At 32.9% G+C, this 24,083-nt stretch carries 11 protein-coding genes; 10 read left to right on the top strand and 1 reads right to left on the bottom strand.

The window, feature by feature from the left end:
• Positions 1-165: 165 nt before the first annotated feature.
• A complete protein-coding gene (locus DK442_RS20680; RefSeq protein ID WP_109437782.1) occupies positions 166-645 on the top strand; it encodes a DUF6495 family protein in 480 nt (159 codons plus the stop codon).
• Positions 646-675: 30 nt separating this feature from the next.
• On the opposite strand, the gene DK442_RS20675 is transcribed toward DK442_RS20680, so the two are convergent.
• Positions 676-1,911 (bottom strand): ABC transporter permease, encoded by a 1,236-nt coding sequence (locus tag DK442_RS20675; RefSeq protein ID WP_109437781.1) that lies wholly within the window; start codon positions 1,909-1,911, stop codon positions 676-678.
• A gap of 226 nt (positions 1,912-2,137) precedes the next feature.
• Between DK442_RS20675 and hisS the strand changes: the two genes are divergently transcribed.
• The 9 genes from hisS (at position 2,138) to DK442_RS20625 (ending at position 24,080) form a co-directional block, all read left to right on the top strand.
• Positions 2,138-3,508 (top strand): histidine--tRNA ligase, encoded by a 1,371-nt coding sequence (gene hisS, locus DK442_RS20670; RefSeq protein ID WP_109437780.1) that lies wholly within the window; start codon positions 2,138-2,140, stop codon positions 3,506-3,508.
• Positions 3,509-3,588: 80 nt separating this feature from the next.
• Complete coding sequence (locus tag DK442_RS20665) at positions 3,589-4,095, top strand: hypothetical protein (protein WP_109437779.1); 507 nt, start codon at positions 3,589-3,591, stop codon at positions 4,093-4,095.
• A gap of 526 nt (positions 4,096-4,621) precedes the next feature.
• Positions 4,622-9,406: a hypothetical protein gene (locus DK442_RS20655; RefSeq protein WP_109437777.1), complete on the top strand. Its 4,785-nt coding sequence runs from the start codon at positions 4,622-4,624 to the stop codon at positions 9,404-9,406.
• Positions 9,407-9,483: 77 nt separating this feature from the next.
• Positions 9,484-11,538 carry a fibronectin type III domain-containing protein gene (locus DK442_RS20650; RefSeq protein WP_235011001.1) on the top strand — a complete coding sequence of 685 codons (2,055 nt, stop codon included), beginning with the start codon at positions 9,484-9,486 and terminating at the stop codon, positions 11,536-11,538.
• Between the two features lie 3 nt (positions 11,539-11,541).
• Positions 11,542-14,991 carry a T9SS type A sorting domain-containing protein gene (locus DK442_RS20645; protein WP_109437776.1) on the top strand — a complete coding sequence of 1,150 codons (3,450 nt, stop codon included), beginning with the start codon at positions 11,542-11,544 and terminating at the stop codon, positions 14,989-14,991.
• A 68-nt stretch (positions 14,992-15,059) separates the two neighbouring features.
• Complete coding sequence (locus tag DK442_RS20640; RefSeq protein WP_235011000.1) at positions 15,060-16,385, top strand: PKD domain-containing protein; 1,326 nt, start codon at positions 15,060-15,062, stop codon at positions 16,383-16,385.
• Between the two features lie 48 nt (positions 16,386-16,433).
• A complete protein-coding gene (locus DK442_RS20635) occupies positions 16,434-18,632 on the top strand; it encodes a fibronectin type III domain-containing protein (protein ID WP_160114273.1) in 2,199 nt (732 codons plus the stop codon).
• A 6-nt stretch (positions 18,633-18,638) separates the two neighbouring features.
• Entirely contained in the window at positions 18,639-19,079 is a 441-nt protein-coding gene (locus DK442_RS20630) for a hypothetical protein (protein ID WP_109437773.1), read from the top strand.
• A gap of 66 nt (positions 19,080-19,145) precedes the next feature.
• Positions 19,146-24,080: a hypothetical protein gene (locus tag DK442_RS20625; protein ID WP_160114272.1), complete on the top strand. Its 4,935-nt coding sequence runs from the start codon at positions 19,146-19,148 to the stop codon at positions 24,078-24,080.
• Positions 24,081-24,083 lie beyond the last annotated feature (3 nt).

The raw sequence follows: 24,083 nt of genomic DNA, 5'->3' as shown, positions 1-24,083 counted from the left end.
TCTTGATGAGTTCATTTTTCATGTAATATTTATGTGTTGATGTATAAATATAAGAACTTTACGATTTACTTATACATAAAGGTTGGACGAGTGTTATAAGGATTGGATTATTATTTAGTTTTTATCTTTTTATACTTATTTTTGCAGTCAATTTTTTTAGAATAGATGAAATATCAACGATTAAGTAAAGAGCAGTTAGAAGAACTGCATGTAGAGTTTATCAACTTTTTGGCAACACAATCTATTACTGCAGAAGAGTGGAATGAGATTAAAATCGATAAACCTCAGGTGGCAGAAGATGAAATCGATGTTTTTAGCGATCTGGTATGGGAAAAAGCACTTCAAAACGCAAAGTATCTTGAGCATTTTTCAAAAGATCAAATACATTTATTTGAGTTAACAGAAGATCAAATGCTTCTTATTGCTATAAAAATTAATAATGATGCAATTGATGTCACTACAAAAGAAGGGTATCAGTGGTTGCAACAAAATCTTTTAAATGACGAAGTGGTGTTTTATAATGCGTCCAAAGAGTATACAGAAGATAAAAACCTTGATAAGTTTAAACTGATACAAAAAGGAGCAAATATTACAAAAGGAGAATTGTATCATTACTTTGCTAAACTAGTTCAAGGTAGAGAGTAATTTTAAGATTCAACTGTTAGAGATAGGGTGTTATTCATAACGTAAAGACTCTATAGGATCTTGTTTTGCAGCTTTTACAGCAGGATATAGTCCAGATACTACAGCAATTACAAAAGAAATTGTAGTTGCTGCGATAATAGCTAACCAGGGTGTGCTAAATGAGAAATTTGCTAAGGATGATATTCCTCCTCCAATAAGTATTCCCAAGATAATACCAACAAGACCACCAATCTGGCCAATGATTATGGTTTCCATAAAAAATTGACCGGCTATAGTGTGTTTTTTAGCGCCTAATGCTTTTCTAACCCCAATTTCGCGTGTTCGCTCTGTTACAGAGACGAGCATGATATTCATTAAGGCAATAGAAGAACCAAAAATAGTAATAATACTTATTATCCATGCAGCATAATATAGATATACTGTAATGCTTGCAATACGATTAAGGAGGTCATCACTGCGTTCTAGACCAAAATTGTTTTCTTCAACAGGGTTAAGACCTCGAATGTTTCTAAAAGTAATAATAGCTTCATCCTGAGCGCCTTCAATAAATTGCTTGTCATCTACTTTTACACTGATTCCGTAATTAATATTAGGAAGTGTAAATATGGATCTTGCTATTTGCAAAGGAATAAGAACTCGTAAATCTTGATTGTTTCTAAAAGTAGCTCCTTTGCTTTCAAGAAGACCAATAACTTTAAATTTTACACCTCGAATACTAATCGTTTTACCAATCGGATTAATATTCTTGAATAAGTTTTTTTTAAAGTCGGACCCAATTAAACATACATGGTTATTGTTTTCAACATCAAAAAAAGTAAAATTTCGTCCATTGTCAATTTCAGTTCCGGTATTTTCAAGATAATTTTCGTTAATACCTACTACGGAAACCTCAGGATCTGTTTTTTCATTTTCATACTTTACTTCTGCATTACGAGTGCCTGTAAAATGAATAGAAGTTTTTGAAAAAGGATAGCTGAACCTATCTTTAAATTCCTTTACATTGCGATAACTGATAATCGGATTGATTTTTTCTCTATCTCTATTGTTTCGGGTATTGAATTCATAACGCTGAAGATTAAATGTATTTGCTCCCATAGAGGCAAAATCTCCAGAAATAGTGTTTTCTAAGGCTCCAACTAATGTAAGTATTCCTACCAATGATGTTATCCCAATTGCAATGATGAGTATGGTGAGGACAGTTCGTAAAACTTGACCTTTTATAGAATCCATTGCAATTCTGATATTTTCTCTAAAAAGTGAAAACATAATAGTTTTTAAAAGTGTGTTCTTGCTATAAGACTACAAAACATGATTAAAGTTACTCAAAAAAACTAGATTTTTTTGAGAGTATTAGTGATGGGCTTTATACTTTTTTTAGATATTTGCAGCTTCGATAGGTGGTAGTGGTAAATAAGATACATGCATTGAGGTATGTTTGTTTCTGATTATCAGTGTGCTACCTTCTATTTATTATAGATCATAAACAAGTATAATGGCACAAAAACCGTCAATACCAAAGGGGACCAGGGATTTTTCACCTATAGAGGTGGCTAAGAGAAACTTTATTATAAATACAATCAAAGATCAATTTAAATTATTCGGTTTTCAGCCTATAGAAACACCAAGTTTTGAGAATAGTGAAACTTTGATGGGGAAATATGGAGAAGAAGGTGATCGATTGATTTTTAAGATATTGAATAGTGGTGATTATTTAAATAAAGTAGATGATGTTATATATGAAGCAAAAGATAGTTTTAGAATGACTTCTAAGATTAGTGAAAAAGCACTTCGCTACGATCTAACTGTCCCTTTTGCAAGATATGTGGTACAACATCAAAATGAAATTGATTTTCCATTCAAAAGATTTCAAATTCAACCGGTTTGGCGAGCAGATAGGCCTCAAAAAGGAAGGTTTAGAGAGTTTTATCAATGTGATGCAGATGTAGTAGGAAGTAAATCGTTATTGCAAGAGGTTGATTTTATAACCTTGTATGATGCAGTTTTTACCAAATTAAACCTTAAGGGAGTTACTATTAAACTTAATAATCGAAAAATTCTTTCTGGTATTGCAGAAGTTATTGGAGCTAGTGATAAGTTAATCGATTTCACAGTAGCATTGGATAAGTTGGATAAAATTGGCGAAGATGGTGTAAAAAAAGAAATGCTTGGTAAAGGAATCTCTGAAGATGCAATTGAAAAGGTAAAACCTTTATTTCAGTTTACCGGAACGACATCAGAGAAGATAGAAAAATTGAGAAATATGCTAGCTTCTTCTCAAGAAGGGATGCAGGGAGTAGAAGAATTACAGTTTATTGTTGACGCGATTAATAAAATTCCTTTAAAAACTGCAATATTAGACTTGGATGTTACGTTAGCAAGAGGATTAAATTATTATACAGGTGCTATTTTTGAAGTGTCTGCGCCTGATACTGTAAAAATGGGATCGATAGGAGGAGGAGGAAGATATGATGACCTTACGGGTATTTTTGGATTAAAGGATATGAGTGGTGTTGGAATTTCTTTTGGTCTCGATAGAATTTATTTGGTTCTGGAAGAATTACAACTATTTCCAGAAACGGTCGCACCATCAACACGAGCACTTTTTATAAATTTTGGTGAAGTTGAAGCATTATACTGTTTGAGTGCTGTAAATAAATTAAGAGCTGATGGTATTGTTGCCGAATTATATCCAGATAGTGCAAAAATGAAAAAGCAAATGGGGTATGCTAACAAAAGGACAATACCTTTTGTAGTGCTGGCAGGGACTTCTGAAATGAATACTAAAACATTTACTGTTAAAAATATGGAGTCTGGAACCCAAGAAGAGGTGAATTTTGAAGAATTAAAATTACTTTTGCAATAAAAAATTAGTATCTTAAAATTATAATAGAAAGTACCTATATAAAAAATACTTTAACCATTGATAGTCCTAAAATTGAAATTATGAAAAAAACCATTTTAACTATTTTTCTTAGTGCAGTACTACTATCTGCGTTTTCCTGTAAAAAAGATCCTAAATCGGATACTTTGGATACAGTAGAAGTTGCCAGAGGAGATACATCTGATTTTGTTGAAGAGGTTGATAAGGAAAAAGAACCCGAAGTTAAAAAAAAGAAAAAACCTAATAAGAAAAAGAAATCGGACTTAGATGGAAAAAAGGATTTTGAAAAAACGAACAAGTTAATCCCTATTCCAGGTACATCTGGTTATACCAAAAATTCTGCAGCAAAAAAATATATTAAAGACTATGAAAAATATGTAGCAAACTATAAAAAAGCGGTAGAAGCACATGATATGGAGTCTTTTTTAAAGTTAAACGAAGCGAGTAGTGATCTTACCAAACAGTATAATAGTTTAATGACACAACTTTCTGGTGAAGAAATAGAAAATATAAGTAAGTACATGCAAGCAAAATCCAAACAATTAAATGCATTGTCTGCTAAAATGTAAAAGCTACAGTAGTTTTAATCATAAGCCATCTTGACTCTGTTAAGATGGTTTTTTTGTTGACTAAAGTTTTTAAAGTTATTGTTTATGAGGTTTTTGGAGGGTTTGACTTTTTTGAAATGTACTCTAATTCTTTATTTGCGAATAAAAAGCAAATATTATCGAATATTGATTCAGATAAATCATATTTATGTTTCATCTTCTGGTTAATCCTTATATGGTCTACTTTAGCAATATTAAATCAAACAAGCTTTGATAATGAAGATAAATCTTAGATATGAAATATTTAAGAATTAACGGTAGATTTTAACAAAAAATAAGTTCTGTATCTTAAACATGTTATATATCCAGAACTTTTCTTTGTTTTTTATGTACTATTATCGTACTTGAATAGGTGTCGAAAATACACTTTTTTTTAATGAAAACCTTACTAGAAAACTAGTCTTTTATGTGTTATGTTGATTGGTTTTCAGTTGTTAAGGTTGCATATTTTTCGTATTATTGCAATCCTGAATCTTAACATTGTTTTATGAAAATAAAATTATTACTACTTGTTATATGTTTTGTTAGTTTAAACTCTTTTAACCTTTATTCAAACGAAAAAGATTCTTTATCCTTAAAAAAGAATACTCATCCTACAAGTGAACAAAAGACAGCACAATTTGTCCAATTTCCAGAGTTGGATAAAAAATTCCCAATAGAAAATTTAGTTAATAAAATTACTTTGCCAGAGTTTACTTTTGCTAATCTCAAAAATGAATTTCCAGCTCCGGTTACTAGTGTTAACGATTCTAGATCAGAAGCTGAAAAAGGATTTAATGAGATTGATAGCACGGGTAGATGGATTTCTTCTTTTCGAAATGAAGATATTCAGGTATTACCAGTAGGAATTAAGCATAAACTTAATGAAGTCGAATATCAATTAGGGTTTACTAAAGCAAGATTTACCAAAGAGTATACAGAACTTACTGTTTTTGTAAAAATTATTTTACCTCAATCAGATGAAGAAGGGTTGCCAATAGAACTCTTTTTTGGAGCAAACAATGTTAAGTTATCTCATCAAGGAGGGATTATTGGAGAAGCTAATCTTGTCTTACTTGGAGATATATTTATACCTTTTAATGGAGGTAATTGGTTACTTATCCTCAAAGGAGGATTTGATTATAAAACTGGAGATACCCAAAACAGAACCTATGTTACTATAGATTGTGATGGTGTTAAAGAAATGGGGATAGAAGGAGAGGTGCAATTCTCTCGTAATATGATTTTACCAGTAGATGTCGCAGGAAAACCTTTACCAGAAACAGTTTCTTACCAAGGTGCGCTTAGAGAACCAATACAAATACCTAATAGAGTTAGAGGAGCTTTTAAAGCAGTTGCTTCAGACTGGAATGATATGATTGTCGAGATTAGTCTATCTCCATTTGTTATGGCTAGTCAACCTGATAAATTTATGTTTTCTGTAAATCAAGCAGTATTTGATTTTAGTGATTTAAGAACAGAAAATGTTAATTTCCCCCAGCATTATTATGATGAAGGGTTATTACTACCCAACCCCGATACTTGGAGAGGAGTGTATGTACAATCATTAAAAGTAGGTCTCCCACAAGAATTCAAAACAGAAGAAAGTATATCACAAAAAAATAGAATAACTTTTGAAGCGGCTAATCTATTAATTGATAGTTATGGTGTTTCAGGGTATTTCTCTGCAGAAAATATAATTCCAATAAAATCAGGTAGAACTTCAGAATCCAAATCTTGGGCATATTCTGTAGATAAGATAGGTATTGAATTGGCATCAAACCGATTGATTGGTGCCGATTTTAATGGAAGAATATTACTTCCTATTTCTGATAAAGGGGATAAAAATGGAACAACAGCAGAAGGTGAAGATGGTAGAATGGGACTAGGTTATGCTGGTATCATTTCTGAAAATGAATACGGATTGGTAGTTTCTACTTTGGATACCTTAAGTTTTGATGTATTTAAAGCAAAAGCAGAATTATTACCTAACTCATCGGTAGAACTAATGGTAATTGATGGAAACTTCCGTCCAAAAGCTGTTCTTAATGGTCGTATGGCCATTTCTGCTAGTCAGAAAGAATCTTTGGCTAATGAAGGGAGTACATATACAACTGGTGAAGGGGATAAAAAGGAAAAACATACGGTTCAGTTTAAAGGAATAGAGTTTCAAAATTTGGTATTACAAACCACATCTCCCGTTATTCAAGTCGATTATTTTGGTTATAAGGATGAGGTGAAGCTTGCTAATTTTCCGGTTTCTATTGCCAATATCGCTTTTATGTCTAATGAGTATGAAGCGGGGATTGAGTTTGATCTCATGCTTAACCTCATGGGTAAAGAAAGTAAAGGTTTTGCTGCAGATGCACGCTTAGGAATCTTCGGTAAATTTGAGGAAGAAAATTATAAGCAACGATGGAAATATGATCGGTTAGATCTATCCAGGATCAATATCGAAGCAAATATGGGTGCAATCCAGCTAAAAGGTGGATTGGAACTTATGAATAATGACCCTGTATATGGAGATGGTTTTTCTGCAGAAATAGAAGGTACATTTGGTAGTTTTGGCCCTATTACCTGTAAAGCAATTTTTGGGAAGAATGAATTTAGATATTGGTATGTTGATGCAGCAGTAAGAGGGTTAAAGATACAAGTTGGGCCATTACAAATATCAGGATTTGCCGGAGGAGCATTTTATAAAATGACAAGAAGACCAAATGCGGGACCAGACTTTTCACCTTCTGGACTTTCGTATGTTCCTAGTGAAAATTCGAGTCTTGGTGTAAAAGCAATGGTTTTTGCCGCTATAGGAGATGAAAGTGCAATAGCAGTAGGGGCTGGTTTCGAAATAGAATTTAACAATAACGGAGGAGTAAATAGGTTAGGATTATTTGGAGAAGCTCAACTGATGAAAGCATTTGATTTCCCTAATCCTGTAGGTAAGCTTACAGATAAGCTAAGTGGAATGGTCGATAGTGAGTTGATCAATGGAGTGATGGATAGTAAAGCAGGTAAAACATTTTTGGATAAGGCCGATTTAGAATATGAACCAGAAATAGTTGGAGAAGCGGCAATTAGTGCAAAAATGGGAATGGAGTTTGATTTTGTTAATGATTCATTCCATGCAACTTTTGATCTATATGTAAACGTAGCTGGAGGTATTGTACAAGGAAGGGCTTCTGGTGGACGTGCTGGTTGGGGTGTAGTACATATATCTAAAGAAGAATGGTATGTACATATGGGTACACCGACAGATCGACTAGGTCTCAAGATGGGAGTAGGTAGTTTTTCTATTGAGACAGGAGGATATTTTATGATGGGAGATCGTATCCCAGGTAGTCCGCCACCACCTGCAATTGTCGCAGAAATATTAGGAGTAGATGCCGAAGAATTGAATTATATGCGTGATGAAAATGCGTTGGGAGAAGGTCGAGGATTTGCTTTTGGTGCTGATTTTAGTATCGATACAGGTGATCTCCGGTTTTTGATATTGTATGCACGTTTTCAAGCAGGAGTAGGTTTTGATATTATGCTCAAGGATTATGGAGATGCTCGATGTGTAAATACAGGAGATGAGGTTGGTATTAATGGATGGTATGCTAATGGACAGTCCTATGCCTACCTGCAAGGAGAATTGGGTATAAATATTAAGTTATTTTTTATAAAGAAAAAGATCCCGATTATAAAAGGAGGAGCAGCTGTATTATTACAAGGAAAAGGGCCAAATCCATTTTGGTTTAGAGGATATGCCGGTGGATATTATAATTTACTTGGAGGGTTAATAAAAGGAAGTTTTAGATTTAAACTAACCATAGGAAAAGAGTGTGAACTAGAGAATACAGCTCCAATGGGTGGTATTAAGATGATTACCGATGTAACTCCAAAAGAAGGTGATGGGGATATTGACGTTTTTGCCGCACCTCAAGCAGCATTTGCAATGAAAATTAATCAACCTATTGTTATTCCCGAAGATAGTGGAGATAATGTATACAAGGTAATTTTAGAAAAATTTAATGTCACCGATGAGTCTGGAAAAGAAATTGTAGGGACATTAGAATGGGGACAAATGAATGATCGTGCTACTTTTATATCAGATGATATTCTACCTCCAGCAACAAAACTAAAAGTTACTGTAGAAGTTAGTTTTCAGGAAAAAGTTAATGGTTCGTTCCAGACAATTTTAGAAGATGGTCAAAAGGCCATTGAAGTAGAAGAAAGAAATTTTACTACGGGAACTGCTCCAGATCACATTCCTTTGCATAATATTCAATATTCTTATCCTGTTGTAGATCAGCAACTATTCTATCCTGATGAACATAATAATGGATATATTCAATTACAAAGAGGTCAAGATTACCTTTTTGATAATAGTCAATGGGAGAGTGTTGTTAAGTACATAGATGAAAATGGAGACGTTTCTACAGCAGATTTTAACTATAGTAATAGTGATAATAAGGTAAGTTATAAATTTCCAAAAGTAAAAAATGATTTTGGTTATAATATGTCAATTATAAGTAGTACAAAATCTTCTGGAGGTTCTTCTAGTAATGAAACAAGTTCTGAAACTACAGATTATGGAGATGATAATACTTTAGAAGTAAGAACAAATAACGCAGAAAATGTTTTAAAAGAAGGAGAAATAGAACGATTGGCTTATGAGTTTAAATCAAGTCAATACAAAACCTTTGCCGATAAAATAAAGAGTATAAAAGTAAATGACGACAATTGGGGTAAAATAAACTCTGTTGTAATTTATTTAACATCACAGATAAAATACAATGAAGGATTTGATATCGTAGAACTTCTTGGTAATTCTTATTCTGATAATAAAGCATTGGTAGAAGTAGAGTCTGATTTACAAGATGATTATTTCAAAAAAGATATCAATCCTATACTTTATCAAAAATATACTCAAGGTTCACGATATAGTATTAGTAGAGATGCTTCTGAATATGGATACACACCTAAAAGAGCACTACCTATTTTAAGTAATTATATAACCAGTTTAGAAAATAACGTAGATTTAAATTGGAGGGCTACACGTTTTCCATTTCGTTACAATCTTCCAGATATATATTTTATTGATTATTTGGACGTTAGAGATCGAGTGATTAATGATTATGCAAATGGATTGATCTCAAGTGGCTCACAAGAATTAAGTATTATATCAGAGGAGTATAAATTTATGTTGTATGGTAAATACAATATAAAACTACAATATAATTTGCCAGGAGGAATAAAAGGAACTTCTGCCAATTACAAGTATAAAAACCCAATTTTGGGAAGACAGTAAAGAAATAAAATTAACAACATAAATTAATAGAATTGATTATAATCAATAAAATAGATTTTAGATACATTTTTAAATGTGTGATCGTATTATTTACATACGGCATATCCATTACTGGTTTTAGTCAAGAGGATAATGAAAAAAATGAAATAAAAGTTATTGCCAGAGTCCAAACAGATAAAGTTCTATTGAGATGGGCTGCTACAACACCTTCTTCATGGTTAAGAGGAAATAAATATGGATATTTAATTGAAAGATATACTGTTCTTCGTGATGGAAATTTATTAAATCCTCCAGAAAAAAAGAGTTTAGCTACTGCAATACCGATGCCACTTGAACAATGGAAGGAAGCAGTGGAAAAAAATGATTATGCTGCAATTATGGCACAAGCTTTATATGGAGAAACTTTTGAAGTTGAAGAAACTCAAGGCGGACTCGCGCAGATCATCAATAAATCCAGAGAAATAGAGCAACGATTCTCATTTGCATTATTTGCAGCAGATTTAAACTTTGAAGCTTCAAAAATGGCAGCTCTTGGTTATGAAGATGTGGATATTAAAAATAATGAAGAATATTTATATAAGGTAATTTCTTTAGTTCCAGAAGAATTAATGAAGATAGAACCAGGTATAGTAACTATAAAAATTAAAGAAGCAGAACCTTTACCTGCTCCTATTGATCTAATTGCTGTTCCTGATGATAAAAACATACTACTTACATGGGAGTATGCAATGTTTAAGTCTATCTATAATGCTTATTTTGTAGAACGTTCTGAAAATGGAATAGATTTTAAAAGATTAGGTGGAGATACGCCATTAGTGAATTTAAATGATAAACCAGGCGCTCCTGCGCGTAGAATGTTTTATGTAGATACGTTATCTCAAAATAATAAAACATTTCATTATAGAGTAATAGGGGTTTCTCCTTTTGGAGAGCAAGGAACACCTTCAGAGGTAGTTTCTGCTCAGGGAATTAAAAAATTATCTTCTGTACCTCATATATCTCGTCATGAATTTGATAACAAAGGAGGTGTAATTATAAATTGGGATTTTGCAAAAGAAACTGAAAATGAAATAACAGGTTTTGAACTAAATTGGGCTGCACAGGAAAAAGGGCCTTATAAAGTGGTTAAAACAGGAATTCCAGCAAGTAGTAGAAAAACAACCTATGCAGAACCAGAGCCTTCTAATTACTTTAGAGTTACTGCTCTGGGGAAAAACAACCAAAAGACAACATCACTAACAGCATTTGTGCAAACTATTGATTCAATACCACCCGCCGCACCAATAGGTCTATTAGGTACCGTAGATACATTGGGTTTGGTGAAATTACAATGGGAAGCAAATCTAGAAAAGGATATGTTAGGATATAGGGTGTTTAGAGGAAATTTAGATAAAGAAGAACTTTCTCAAATTACAATTGATCCAATAAATAGAACTACGTTTATAGATACGGTACAGGTTAAGTCATTGAATAGTAGTGTGTTTTATCAAATAGTTGCTGTGGATAAGCGATTTAATATGTCTGACTATTCTGAAAAATTGCGTTTGAAAAAACCGGATGTAGTTCCTCCTTCATCACCAGTTTTTAAGGGGTATAAAGTTGATCCTAAAGGCATATATTTAAAATGGATAAATAGTACAAGTGATGATGTTGTAGCTCATAAGCTTTTTAGACAACGTATGGATCAATCAGAAAAAGGTTGGCTTCCAATTTTTGAAACAGACACGATAACCCAATATATTGATAGTAATATAGAATCAGGAATTAAATATCGATATGCGATTTTTGCTGAAGATGATAGCGGTTTGCAATCCGTTCCATCAACACCAATAACGATAACAAGTCAGACCTCTACAGATGAAGATTTAATAAAAGGTTTTTCATTGGTTGCGGATAGAGTAAATAAAAATATTTCAATTTCTTGGAGAAAGTTGCCTGAAGATGTCCTTGAAATTACGATATATAAGTCAAAAAAGGATGAGAAACCTATTTTGTTTAAACAGATGCCGAATTCAACAAATAAAGTTATAGATAATTCGATATCTCCTGGTAATACCTATGTGTATAGCCTTAAGGTGATTACAAAACAAGGAAATCATTCTAAAATGAAAACAAAAGAAGTAATTTTCTAGAATATGAAAAGGATTTTAACCATAGTATTTGTAATATTCTTCTGTTCAATGTCTTTTGGACAGCAGACTATAATTAAAATTAATGAGTACGAATATGATTCTTATTATAGAGATCGTCGATGTGGAGAAGAATTACGCCTTAGAGCATATTATCAAGGAGGAGGTTCAGATGATTTCTTATACTTAACAAATGGCCAGCCTAAAGCATTTGAAGGTTCTAGTACAGCTGAAAGAACTTTTACATTAAATGGAATTGTAAACAGGGTAGAACTATATGTTTTTTCCAGCGATGCAAGGGATCAAGTATTTGGTGATACTTGTGATGGAGCAAGAGTAGCACAGGATACAGATGATAGAAATGTACCTCTTAATCCTTGTAGTACAAGAGTTTTAAATGTTTCTGCTTCTAATAGTAGTGACGTTTCTGTTAGTAGTCGTGTTGTAGTTGAGCTTATATCTTTACCTTCAATTGCTAGAGCACCGGGTGCTTCAAATATTGCTGGGTTTGAAGATCCAATTAGTATTATAGCTTCACCTGGTTTTAATAATAGTGTATATAATTGGCAATATGGCTTTCAAACAGGAACAGTTTCTGTACTCTGTGGGATTTTTCCTATTCGATTTTGTGATGTTCCTACTTATGATTGGGTTGAATTACCTATCACAAACACTGCAAATGCTTCTGTTGTTTTAGAAGACTTTTTAACAGAAGATGTTATAGGAAGAGAGATTTTTTTTAGAATTCAATCCTGTGGTCAAGAAGCATCAAATCTAGTAGGATATCAAGTTAGGAAATCGGCACCTCATATTACTGGAATAAGTACTAAAGATGTCACATGTTATGACTCAATAGACGACAGTGGTAATGGAGATGGGGCAATTACCTTAACTTTTGACAGGCCATTAGATCCCGCTAGAGATCAAGTTAACTTTTCTGTCATTGATCTTAGAACTAATAGTGTAGTTAAAAATGATAATAATATTACTTCATTTGGACCTGGGAATACACATACCATTTCAGGGCTTCCTGCAAGTGCAGTTGGTTTTGGATTTCGTGTAGACGTTTTAGGATTCTATAATGGTAGTAATTATTACACCGAAGGTGTAGATCATTTTAGAGATTTTAATATTAACAGACCTTCTCCAGTGGCATTTGTAGGAGAACCTAATGATGATGCAAATAAAGTAGATGTTTGGTGTATCAATGGAAGTGATGGGACTATAGATCTTAGAGCAGAAGGAGGAGTAGGAGGTTATAGATATATTATTCGAAAACCGGGAGAACCTTGGAATGACAACGATGATACCCAATGGATACCGTTCTCAACGCAATTTACTCATACGATAACAGGACTATCCGCAGATACCTATGAAATAAAAATACGGGATGCTAATAAATGTGTTGCAAAAGAACAAATAGATGTAGCAGGAGAAATTAAACTCGGTCCTGAAATTGTAAAGACTGTAATAATAGATGAACCTGATGCGCCTCTTGATTTTGAGTTAACACTAATTAATGAACCAAGAGCTTTTGGATTTGAAGATGGTAGAATAAGAGCAAGAATTTTTGGAGGTACTGCAGAAAGTGATGATACGTATAGATTTGAATGGAGGGATGCTGTAGGAACACTTTTAACAACAACGATTACAAATGTTTTGCCAGGTGATCAAGGATATGAGGTAATACTTCATTCTATTGGAAAAGGAGTATATAGTTTAAGTGCTTGGGATGCTAATTTTGATTCTGCAACAGATAAAAATGGTTGTTTCTTCATCAATGCGGATTATAATTTAGGAGAACCTAATCCTCTAGAAGTAACTATTAATATTGATAACCCTATTTCATGTCATATAGAGAATGAATATAGTGATGGTGTTGATTTTAATGCTCCTTTTGGTATACCAGATCAATTTCAGGATGGAGCATTAATTGCTACTGTAACAGGTGGAGTTCCTTTTGATAAAACAAGTGGTAATACCACAGGGCAATGTAGAACACCATTTAGAAGGTATTGCTATCGATGGAAAAAGAATGTGGGGGGTGTATGGCAAGATATTCCTGTGAATGATAGTATTATTACCTATCAAAGCGTAGGTACATATGCACTTAATATCGAAGATAGTAATGGAATTGTCTTAGGAAGATATGAGTCATTTACAGATACTGACGGTTCGCGAGAGTATAGAATTGTAGAAGAAATTGATAGTACTAGATATTTGCCACAACCAGATAAATTAGGAATTTCATTTACTAGTTCTGTTGTTACCTGTGCAAATGGAGACGATGCGCAAGCTACAGCATTGGTTGTAGGAGGAACAACACCATATACTTATGAATGGAGTAATGGCGAAACAACAGCGACAATTGATAACCTTATTGCGGGTACATATATAGTTTTTGTAACCGATGGTAAAGGATGTCAAATAGAAGGTAGTATCAAGATAGAACAGCCTAATGGGCTGGAAATAACCGCAACAACAGCAGTCTCACCTACTTGTTTTGAAGGAGATGACGGTAGAATAGAAGTAGATATTACAGGAGGTAATCCACCTTATACTTATAAATGGAATACAGGAACAGAATCAACTTCTATTAATGGTTTATCATCAGGTACATATAGAATAGAAGTAATTGATAGGAAGGGGTGTAAAGCTTTTTATGAAGAAACACTTGTTGATCCGGATCCTGTTGTAGTAAATATGGAGGATAAGCGTTCACTTTGTGGTAACCAATCACTTAATCTAGATATTGCTATTGATGATTCTGGAGCTGTATATTCATGGTCTAGTGAAAATGGTTTTACAAGCTCAGAAAGTAGTGTCGAGATTACCGAATCAGGCAGATATATTGCTACAATTACCAGTAGTCTGGGCTGTATTGGAATTGGAGAAATAGATGTTGAAGTCTTTGATGTTCCAATTGATTCAGATTTTTTATTAACTACACAGGCCTATAGTAAGGAAGAGGTGATATTAGTCAATGTAAGTGAGCCTATGGGAGAAAAAGTAGAGTGGACCATACCAGAAGGAGTTGAAATCGTTTCTGAAAGTGATGAGAAATTGGTCCTTAAATTTGAACAAGAAGGCGCTTATGATATTAATTTGAGATCGTTTCAATTAGACTGTTATGAGGATTTTACAAAAACAATTTTGGTGCAACCGGCATTAGAAAGCCCAGAAGTATTTGCATCTCAAGGAGAATTTATAGAAGAATTTATAGTGTACCCTAACCCAAATAATGGAACTTTTCAAACAAAAATAAGTCTAGCTGAGGAATCTAATATCAAATTAAAAATTGTGAATCTTATATCGGGAGCAACGATGGATGAAAGAACAGAAAAAAATAATATAGACTTTTTATTAGATTATTCTCTTGCATTACCAACGGGCGTATATTTAATGTTATTAGAAACACCGAAAGGATCAGAAACACGTAAATTGGTATTTGAATGATTTTTTCAATTTTTTTACACTTAATATAAGAGATCTTTTATACGATGAATAAAATAAGATTTATATTAATGATACTAGTGTTTACTCTCTATGGCTGTGCCAAAGAAGAGGCAGTACCTGTCATTGTAGATTTCGAATTTGATGTGTTTAATGATGATTTTTCAATTCCGGTGCAAGTAGTGTTCTTTAATAAAACAGAAGGAGGAGAGGATTATGAATGGACTTTTGAAGGAGGAGTGCCATCAAGATCGGTGAACCGTAATCCAGGAGTGATACAATATGAAGCAAAAGGAACATATACTATAGAATTAACAGCTAGTAATCAGGATGGGTCAATGGATACCAAGATATTAGAAATTCAAATAGATGATCCTGTATTAATTGATTTTGAAGTAACAAATTTGGTAGATAATTTTTCTCCAGCAACATTTAGTATTCAAAATAATTCTTCAGGAGCCGACAGTTTTTCTTGGACATTCGAAGGAGGAACTCCGGCAAATTCTTCTAGTGAAAATCCAGGTGAAGTTGTATTTACAGAACCAGGTGATCATGAAATAACTTTGGAGATAAGTAATGGAAGGGAGACATATAGTCAACAAAAAACAATTACAGTAGCGCCATTTTTAGTTCCTGATTTTGATTTTGAAATAGCTTTTGATGATGATGATCTTCAAATACCCGTAAGAATACAGTTTGAAAATAAGTCAATAAGTGCAACCTCATATCAATGGGAATTTCAAGGAGCTAATGTATTAACATCCAATGATGAAAACCCCGAGGTTGTTTTCAATCAAACGGGACCAAAAACCATTACTTTGACAGCTTTAAACGGGAAAGAAACAAAATCACTTAGTAAAGAGATTTCATTTTTCACGAACACTAACCTTAGAGAATTAAATGATATTAGGTTAGGAATAAACACAGCGCATACTTCTAATACTACAGGTAGTTTTTATAGTATAGCGGATCGAACAGTGTACACAGCAGAAGAAATTACTACGGCGATATCAGAACGTATTGATATTGTGTTTTTTGGACTAAGTAGTACATTTGTACGTAATCGTTTTGTGAGCCCTGATGAGTTGTCAGGAACAACATTTGATGCTTTGCAAAATCCTAAGAGTACAATTTTTATAAATTCTCAAGAACTATGTGGTTGTTCTGCTTCATTATCGGTTGCTCAATTTGATGCGATGCAAGATGATACTTTATTAAGCAGCTTGCTGATAGAAGAAACTCCAGGTGGACTTCAGGATTTTGATAATAGTGTATTGCCAAGAATTGTTCTTTTTCAGACTCAAGAAGGAAAAAAAGGAGCAATAAAGATTAAGAACTTTGTCAATGATGGACAAAACTCTTTCATCTCCGTAGATATTAAAGTCCAAAAAGAATAATTGATTTTTATGGATCTAAGTATAATAAATAGGATAAAAAAATCATGTATGTTTACAAAATATAGATGCATAATAGCACTTGTTGTTTTAATGTTTTCCTATGTGGCACAGGCGCAAGTTTTCCCTGTAAATGTTACTCCTCAAGTAATACCACCATATAGTTTAAAACTATCAGAGTATAGTACTTCTGTTACAGATAAGTTAATACTTAATTTATTATTGACTGATATTACAGAATCTAATCGTCAGGTTAATCTTAAATTCTATGTAGAAAATAATGCAGGACTATCTATCCAAAGTAACGATGTTGTTATTGGAGCAAATCCAATATTTTTAGATGGGGGAGTGCCATTACGTCTTAGTAATATTGATCTACAACCCTATTTTCAGCTTCAAAACCTGAGAGGAATTAATCCACAACAATATAGTATTCCTTTGCCAGAAGGATTATATCGTTTTTGTTTTGAAGTATATGATGCACAATCCGGACAACAAATTTCACGAAAAAGTTGTACCGCAGTTTATTTGGTACTAAATGATCCGCCTTTTTTAAATATTCCTAATAGAGGAGAACAAGTATTAATGCGAGATCCTCAAAATATTATTTTTCAATGGACTCCTCGCCATCTTAACGCAACTAATGTAGAATATGAATTTACTTTAGCAGAAATTTGGGATAACCAGATGGATCCTCAGGCAGCTTTTTTAGCGAGCCGACCCTTGTATCAGACGAATACTTTTGCTACGACATTGTTGTATGGACCAGGCGAGACGCCACTTTTACCAGATAAGACATATGGATGGCGCGTAAGGGCAATGGTTAGTGATGGAATTAGTGAAACTTCGGTTTTTAAAAATGATGGATATAGTGAAATATACTATTTTACATATACTGGTAGTTGTGGAGAGCCAGAATATATTCTTGCAGAGGCTAAAAGCACTACTTCAGAAAAAATTCTTTGGCAAGGTGTAGAACATTTAAGATATAATGTGCAATACCGTAAAAAAGATACAGAAAATGCAATTTGGTTTGAAAATGGAACTATAAATGAAAATACTACGATTTATAATCTCGAACCAGGTACTACTTATGAATTTAGAGTAGGAGGGCAATGTCTTGATAATGGTCCATATACCTATTCTCAAATTTATCAATTTACAACTACAATTACCTCTGATGAAACATCTACTTATAATTGTGGTATAACCCCTGAGATTGTAATTACTAATCAAGACCCTTTAGAACAACTAGTGGTAAATGAAGTGTTTACTGCAGGGGATTTCCCAGTAAAAGTTAAAGAAGTAGAAGGAGCAAACGGATCTTTCTCTGGTTGGGGATATATCGTTGTTCCGTATTTGCAAGATACCAGACTTAAAGTAAGTTTTGACGGTATTCGCATTAATACAGATTACCAGTTGATGGATGGTGTAGTTGTGACTGATTATGATGAAAATTGGGGAGGGGTAGACGATATTCAGAATGAAATTGATGCGGTTATAGATCTTACTGAAAGTATTTTGGATGTGTTAGAAGATGTTGCAGATAAAATTAGAGAAGGAGAATTGACTGGAGAAGATATTGATGCTTTATTGGATAAGATAAATGGAGATTTACCAGCAGATGAGATAGCAGATGTAAGAGAGTTGAGTGATCAGGTAAGTACTCTTGAAGATGATTTGGCAGTAGCAGAAACAGAAGAAGAAAAAGAAGAAATACAAAATCAAATCGATGCTTTAAATGAAGAGATAGCCGATAAACTGGATGAGGTTAAGGATAAGATTTCTGATTTAATTATTAAGGCAATAGAAAAGTACTACAGACAAAATAAATCACAAGAATCAAATTTATTAAGTGCATATGAAGAAATTTATAATTTAGGAGCTTCTTCATCTGATACAACAACACAAGAAGAAGATAATGTAGATGGCGAGTTTGAATTTGAATTCGAAGGAGAGGCTGAAATCAGCAATGTTCCAGAAGAGTTTACTCAAGCTTTTGATGTTCAGGAGAAGTTTCATCTTTATTTCTTTTCTAAGGCTATTGCAGAAAATAAAGAGGATAAAGAAACGATTAAAGAGTTTATCACTAAAGCTTTGGAAACAGACATTGATTTACCTAAAATTTTAAAGAAATCTCAAGATGATGGAGATTCTGAAATTGAGACGATAGAAACTCTTATGGAATCTGTAGAAAAAGCACTAAAAGGCTTAATCGATAAGTATAAATATAATTATCTGGAACAATAGTAGATTATGCAGATACATAATAATAAAGAGTATTCATTACCAAATAATTTGAAACTTATCATTTATGGTAGGAACTCTGAGCATAAACATCCAAAAAATGCTGCAGTCTATTATGAAGATAATACTTTGAAATCTTGGATAGAAGCACCATATTTTAAATCAGATAAAATGATACATGGTATTAAAAATGAAGAACATTCAAGACAAGGAAGAGATGTTTGGATTATTCATCCGCATAAGGAAAAAGTGAAAAATTTTTGGGGAAAGGTTCTTGAAGAAAAGCCTCAACAAGGCTTTTTAGATGCTTTTAAGGGAATGAAAATAATAGAAGGAAAGGAATATGCAGAAATGATGATTTCTGATGGTGGAATGTATTTTGAATTACAATATTTGGACCTTGAAACCTGTCAATTTATAAAGTTGGTAAATTGGGGAGGGAGATTTTAAAATTAAGATTTTTAGAAAACTATGATATATAAAAAGTTTACTATGTCTATATACTATACGAAAACAATGCTTAGATTTTTTTGCACGGTATTATTCTTTTTGGGTATACAGTCAATTGTTTTTGCAAACGATAAAGCACCATCAGCTAAAACGGTTGATTTTAAAACTATAGAAGAAGTAAATGTTGGTATTTCCAATCAATTAGAGTTCTTAATAGACTACAATAAAAAAAACGAAGCAAATAATAAAAGTGATAAAAATTGGTATGTTTATATTGTAGGCGATGATACCTTTAATCCTGCACTCCTTTCTGGTTATGTAGAAAATCAATTAGATTTAACCGATATTGGAGTAAGTAATACTCCATTAAAAATAGAAGAACTTAATCAAAAACTTATTGAAGTCAATGAAAAATTGACAAATGTTGGCAAACCGGTAATCTATTATGGGGTAGCAAATCGAAAAAAAGCTATTGCGGCGCCTTTTTTTCCATTTAGAGATAAATACAAAGTTTCATCTTCTTCCACAACAGAACTTAGGGATTATTACAAAAAGGCATTTGACAGTCCGGTAAAGACAGATAATTCTGAAGCCGCAGGAAAAACGTATGAAACGTTAAAGGAGTTTTTTAAGAAAAATGGAGAGGCAGATAAAAATAAAAAAGCTCTTATACAACAAACTTTAAGTAAAGGGGGGACAAAGGCTATTGCATTATCACGATATTATTTTGCTATCTTAAAAGGAGGTAAAGGGAAAGAAGGTAGTAAAGCAAATATTTCCTGGTGGTCATTCAAAAACTACCTACTTGGGAATAAAGTAGAAAAAATTGATGGAGATTTGCTTAAGGCTCATTTTGCAAACCTTTCAAGTACGAGTGGTGATAAAAATCATAAAAGAATTAATGCCTGGTATAATTACCTAACAGATGCAGATCTTCCAGAATCTCAATTTTTAGAAGAGATTCTCAAAGGAATGATTAATAACAGTAAATGCAGTAGCCTGAGCAGTGAAGAAGGAAAAAGTCAAAAAGCTAAGTTTATTGCAGCAGTAAATACCAAGGATGTTGAGAAAATTGTTGACGCTACAAGACGTCTATGCTCTAGTGTATTAACAAATGTCGAGTATTCAGTAATTATAAAAGCGATAAAGAGTATTTCAGAGCAGGATATTAATGATAAAGAAGAAGCTGTTGTTTTATATCTTTTGCATAATATCCAAAGTAAAGATTATAGTAGTTTATTTGCCGATTTTAAGGCAAATGAAAATGCTTTGTTAAGAACACTTTTAAAGGAAATGGATGATCGATCCATTAACCCATTTGATGGAGATAATTACACCTCATTTATTGGATCTCTGCTTTTTATTGGAAATCAAAATCAAGGAGAATATCTTAAAAAAGAAAGAGGGTACCTTTTACAAACGTTCTTAGTTGCAGAGAAGGATTTTAACTGGGATAAAAATCCTATTGCAAAAGCTATTACCAAAGTGTTAGGTTTTAACATTGATAATGATGATGAAAACTTTGAAAAATTCTTGATAGATAATGAATATGAAGAGTTACTTAATATATTGCAATTTTTAACATGGGATGTTGTCGCTCATGATCAACAGAACTTAAGAGATGTTGGAGATGCATTAGGTGAGTTTTTTGCGGCAAGAAAGAACCAAAAAGTATATGTTGAGTTTTTAGAGATAGCTTTTAATAATAAACAAGTAGACTTTTTTGTAGATCCTATTCGACGTCTAAGGATAGCTGAACTTGTTTTTAGAATGTTTGGACATGTTCCTGTAGAATCTTCTGATATATATGCATATTTTACAAAGGAAGAAGGTGGAGAAAAGCTTAAAAACCTTAAGCTAATTATAGAAAAGACTTCTGAAAAAGATTACGAACTCTATGCTAATGTTTTTTATGAAGGATTAACAAAAATTCTTGATTCCCAAAAAGATATTAAAACTCGTCTTGAACTGGCCAAATGGGCAATAGATAATGATTCTGGTTTTAATAGAGCTCATGAAAATCTTGTAGTAAATATTTTTAAGAATATTGAAAATAAAAATGATCGTCAGGAAATTTATAATTTCTTAACTTATAAAGGGGGGATTTTAGGAACAGGAGAGAAAAATTACGAATATTTTAATAAGATGACTGCTGAAGGAGTTCTAAGCGGTTATGATAAGCAGATTGATTTTATTAACTATTACATTAGTTTAATACTCGAAGGTTTTGGAGATGTAGATGACAGGGTTGCAATTATAAAACATGCAGTAGCAGAAGGTGATGATTGGAGTTGGTTCTGGTATTCTGATACCGAAGATGTAATCTCTTCAATGTTTAATGAACTTACGCCTGGAGATGCAGAGTCAATTGTAACAGCATTAAAAGCTAATAATTATTCTTTGTTTAAGGAAATCTGGACTATTCTCCAAACCAAAAATTGGTGGGCATCCATAGATAGTGATAATGAGAGATTTGCCAACTTTGTAATTAATTTATCAAAAATTTTAGAGCTATCTAAAGAGGAAATAGGTTGGGAAAAATCAAAATATGAAAAGCATTTTGATGAAGAACAAGAATACTTAACGGCTTCCCCTAACAAAATAGACAAAATAAAGACAAATTATCTTCCAATGTCAAGAGCCAACTTTTTTGGTTATACAGATGGAGAGAATAGATATGTTTTAGACGCAGAGGTGAAACCGGAAGCATCTAAATTGATTAATATCGATTTAGAAATAGGAGGAAAAGAAATAATGAATAAATCCTTCGACCCTTTCGAATATATTTTCGTCGAATTTGTTGAAAATACAGAGGTTAACTCCCAAGCTTCTTTTACCAAAGGAGATATAATAGCTGTTCCTGCATTCTATGTTGCTTGGATGGATGGTAGTATTGGGGCACAACAAAACTCTGTGGCAGCAAGAGTAACTATGGATGGAGTGGTTATTGTAGCTTCTGCTATAGCAATAGCAGGTTCTGGAGGAACATTAACACCAGTTGTAATGGCTGCTACTGCTGAAATTTTCTTTGCAAGTACAGATGCGGTTATTGCAATTTATAAGAAAGAAATTGATGCCACAATGGGGAGTGATTTTACTCATGCGTTAGAAATGGCCAATATGATTTATGGGTTAGCTAATTTACCTGTAGCCTTGAAAAATTTACCACAAGGATTAGTAAAGCTAAGAACTAAAGCAGGTACTGTTATTAATTATGGAAGAGGAGCTGTGATTGGCACAGGACAAAAGATAGCAGGTATAACTATTGATACAAAAGTTTTTATAACTAAGCTACCAGCTATTTTAAAAGAATTAAAAAATAACCCTACGGCAAGAGCTCAGCTTTTTAAGAAAGTATCTGATTTAGAAAGTAATCTTAGAACAAAGTTAGCAGGATTGGGGACAGGAGCTTCTGATGAATTTAAAAAGATTTATGACGCTTCTAAAGGAATGGCAATTCAGTTTTACCTTGATAAAGCACCTGAGGCATTTAAGACAGTTATTAATACCTTACCAAGTGCAAAGCTAAAACAAGCTATTGTAAATAAACTTCTTGTATATTCTTTTGAAGGAAAAACTATTTTTAAGCTTTCTCCAGAAGGAATTTTACAAGATGTAAAGTTATTTAAAGAAGCCGAAAATTATAATGATGTAGCGGGAAGTTTTAAAATTTCTGTAAAAGTAAAAGGCAAAGTCTATCAAGAAAATATTGAGGTTGTAAAAAATTATAGAGGTGATCCTATATTTCGACCCAAGTTTGAAGAAGGTTTTGTAAGAAAAGGAGATTTAATTAATGAATTACATGTACGTAGCGGTAATAGCCCTCCCTATATGGACGGTACAGATGTTACAGATTTTACCATACAAAAAGGAGAGACATTTTATGTGGTAGAATATAAAGGACAGGACGTTCCAGGTGGTTTTGGATCTAATGAACCTATTACAACAATAGAAGAACTAAGAAAAAAGTTAGCTGTATTAGAGGATTGGAAAAACCCGACAGTTGATGATATTGTAGTAAGAGAATATCAAGCTATAGAACCTCTACAAACAAGGAGCGGAGCAATAGGCCCCCAAGTAGAGAAAACTGGAGTGAATGCTGGACAAAATTATCCGGGAGGAGGGCATCAATATGAATTTGTAGATAATTGGAGATCAAAGGATCCGAAAAAATTTATGAAAGAAGTTAACCTTCCCGCAAAGAAATTAATTGGAGCAGGTACAGGAAGTAGATTACTGGATAGGATAGATAATTCGTATGCTTCTTTAAAAGGTTGGATTGGGAGTCTGGATGATGTGACGGATGCTAACTTATTAAATAAACTAGATGAAATTGGAAGTGATTATTGGAAACTCCTGGATAAAGATTTACTTTCAGCAAGTAATGGGTCTGAATTAAGAGGCTTGCTTAAAACAGCAGAGGATATTGATGCATGGAAATTATTAAAAGAAGATCCTTCGTATGCATTTCGAATTTCTCAAAACGGAGGAAGTCTATGGACAAAATGGTCAAAAGCTAATTTCTTTAAAATAATAACTCAAAAAGGAAAAGATTTTGAAGAATTTGTTATTAGCAACTTAAGTACTTTAGGCACAAAAATTTCTGCTAAATATCCTCACATTAACATAAACGAATATGAGATTTTTACTCAAGTTCAGATAAAAACCGGTGTAGGAACAGAACATTTTGTTGCAGATATGGTAATGGTGAAAAGAGAGACCAAAATAGTTCAAGGAATTGAGGTTGAGGTTTTAGATTTTGATGATGTGATCGTTTTAGAAACTAAATTAAGTTCAGGAACTAATCTTACTTCTCCTCAAGGTAATGCATTAGCAAAAGTTAAATCCAATTCTAATGCTTTTGATGTACGATCTGTTGAAAAAGTTAATGCAGGAGGATATAAAATAACTAATCAAGATAACCTAAAAATTAATGATTTTATTAAGGTTTGGAGCGATGGAGACGGAAAGGTAATCAATGGTATAAATTCATTAAAATAATTT

Source organism: Aquimarina sp. AU119 (assembly GCF_900312735.1).
Classification (GTDB): domain Bacteria; phylum Bacteroidota; class Bacteroidia; order Flavobacteriales; family Flavobacteriaceae; genus Aquimarina; species Aquimarina algiphila.
The sequence above is the reverse complement of the archived record's forward strand: the minus strand, read 5'-3'. Positions and strand labels throughout refer to the sequence as shown.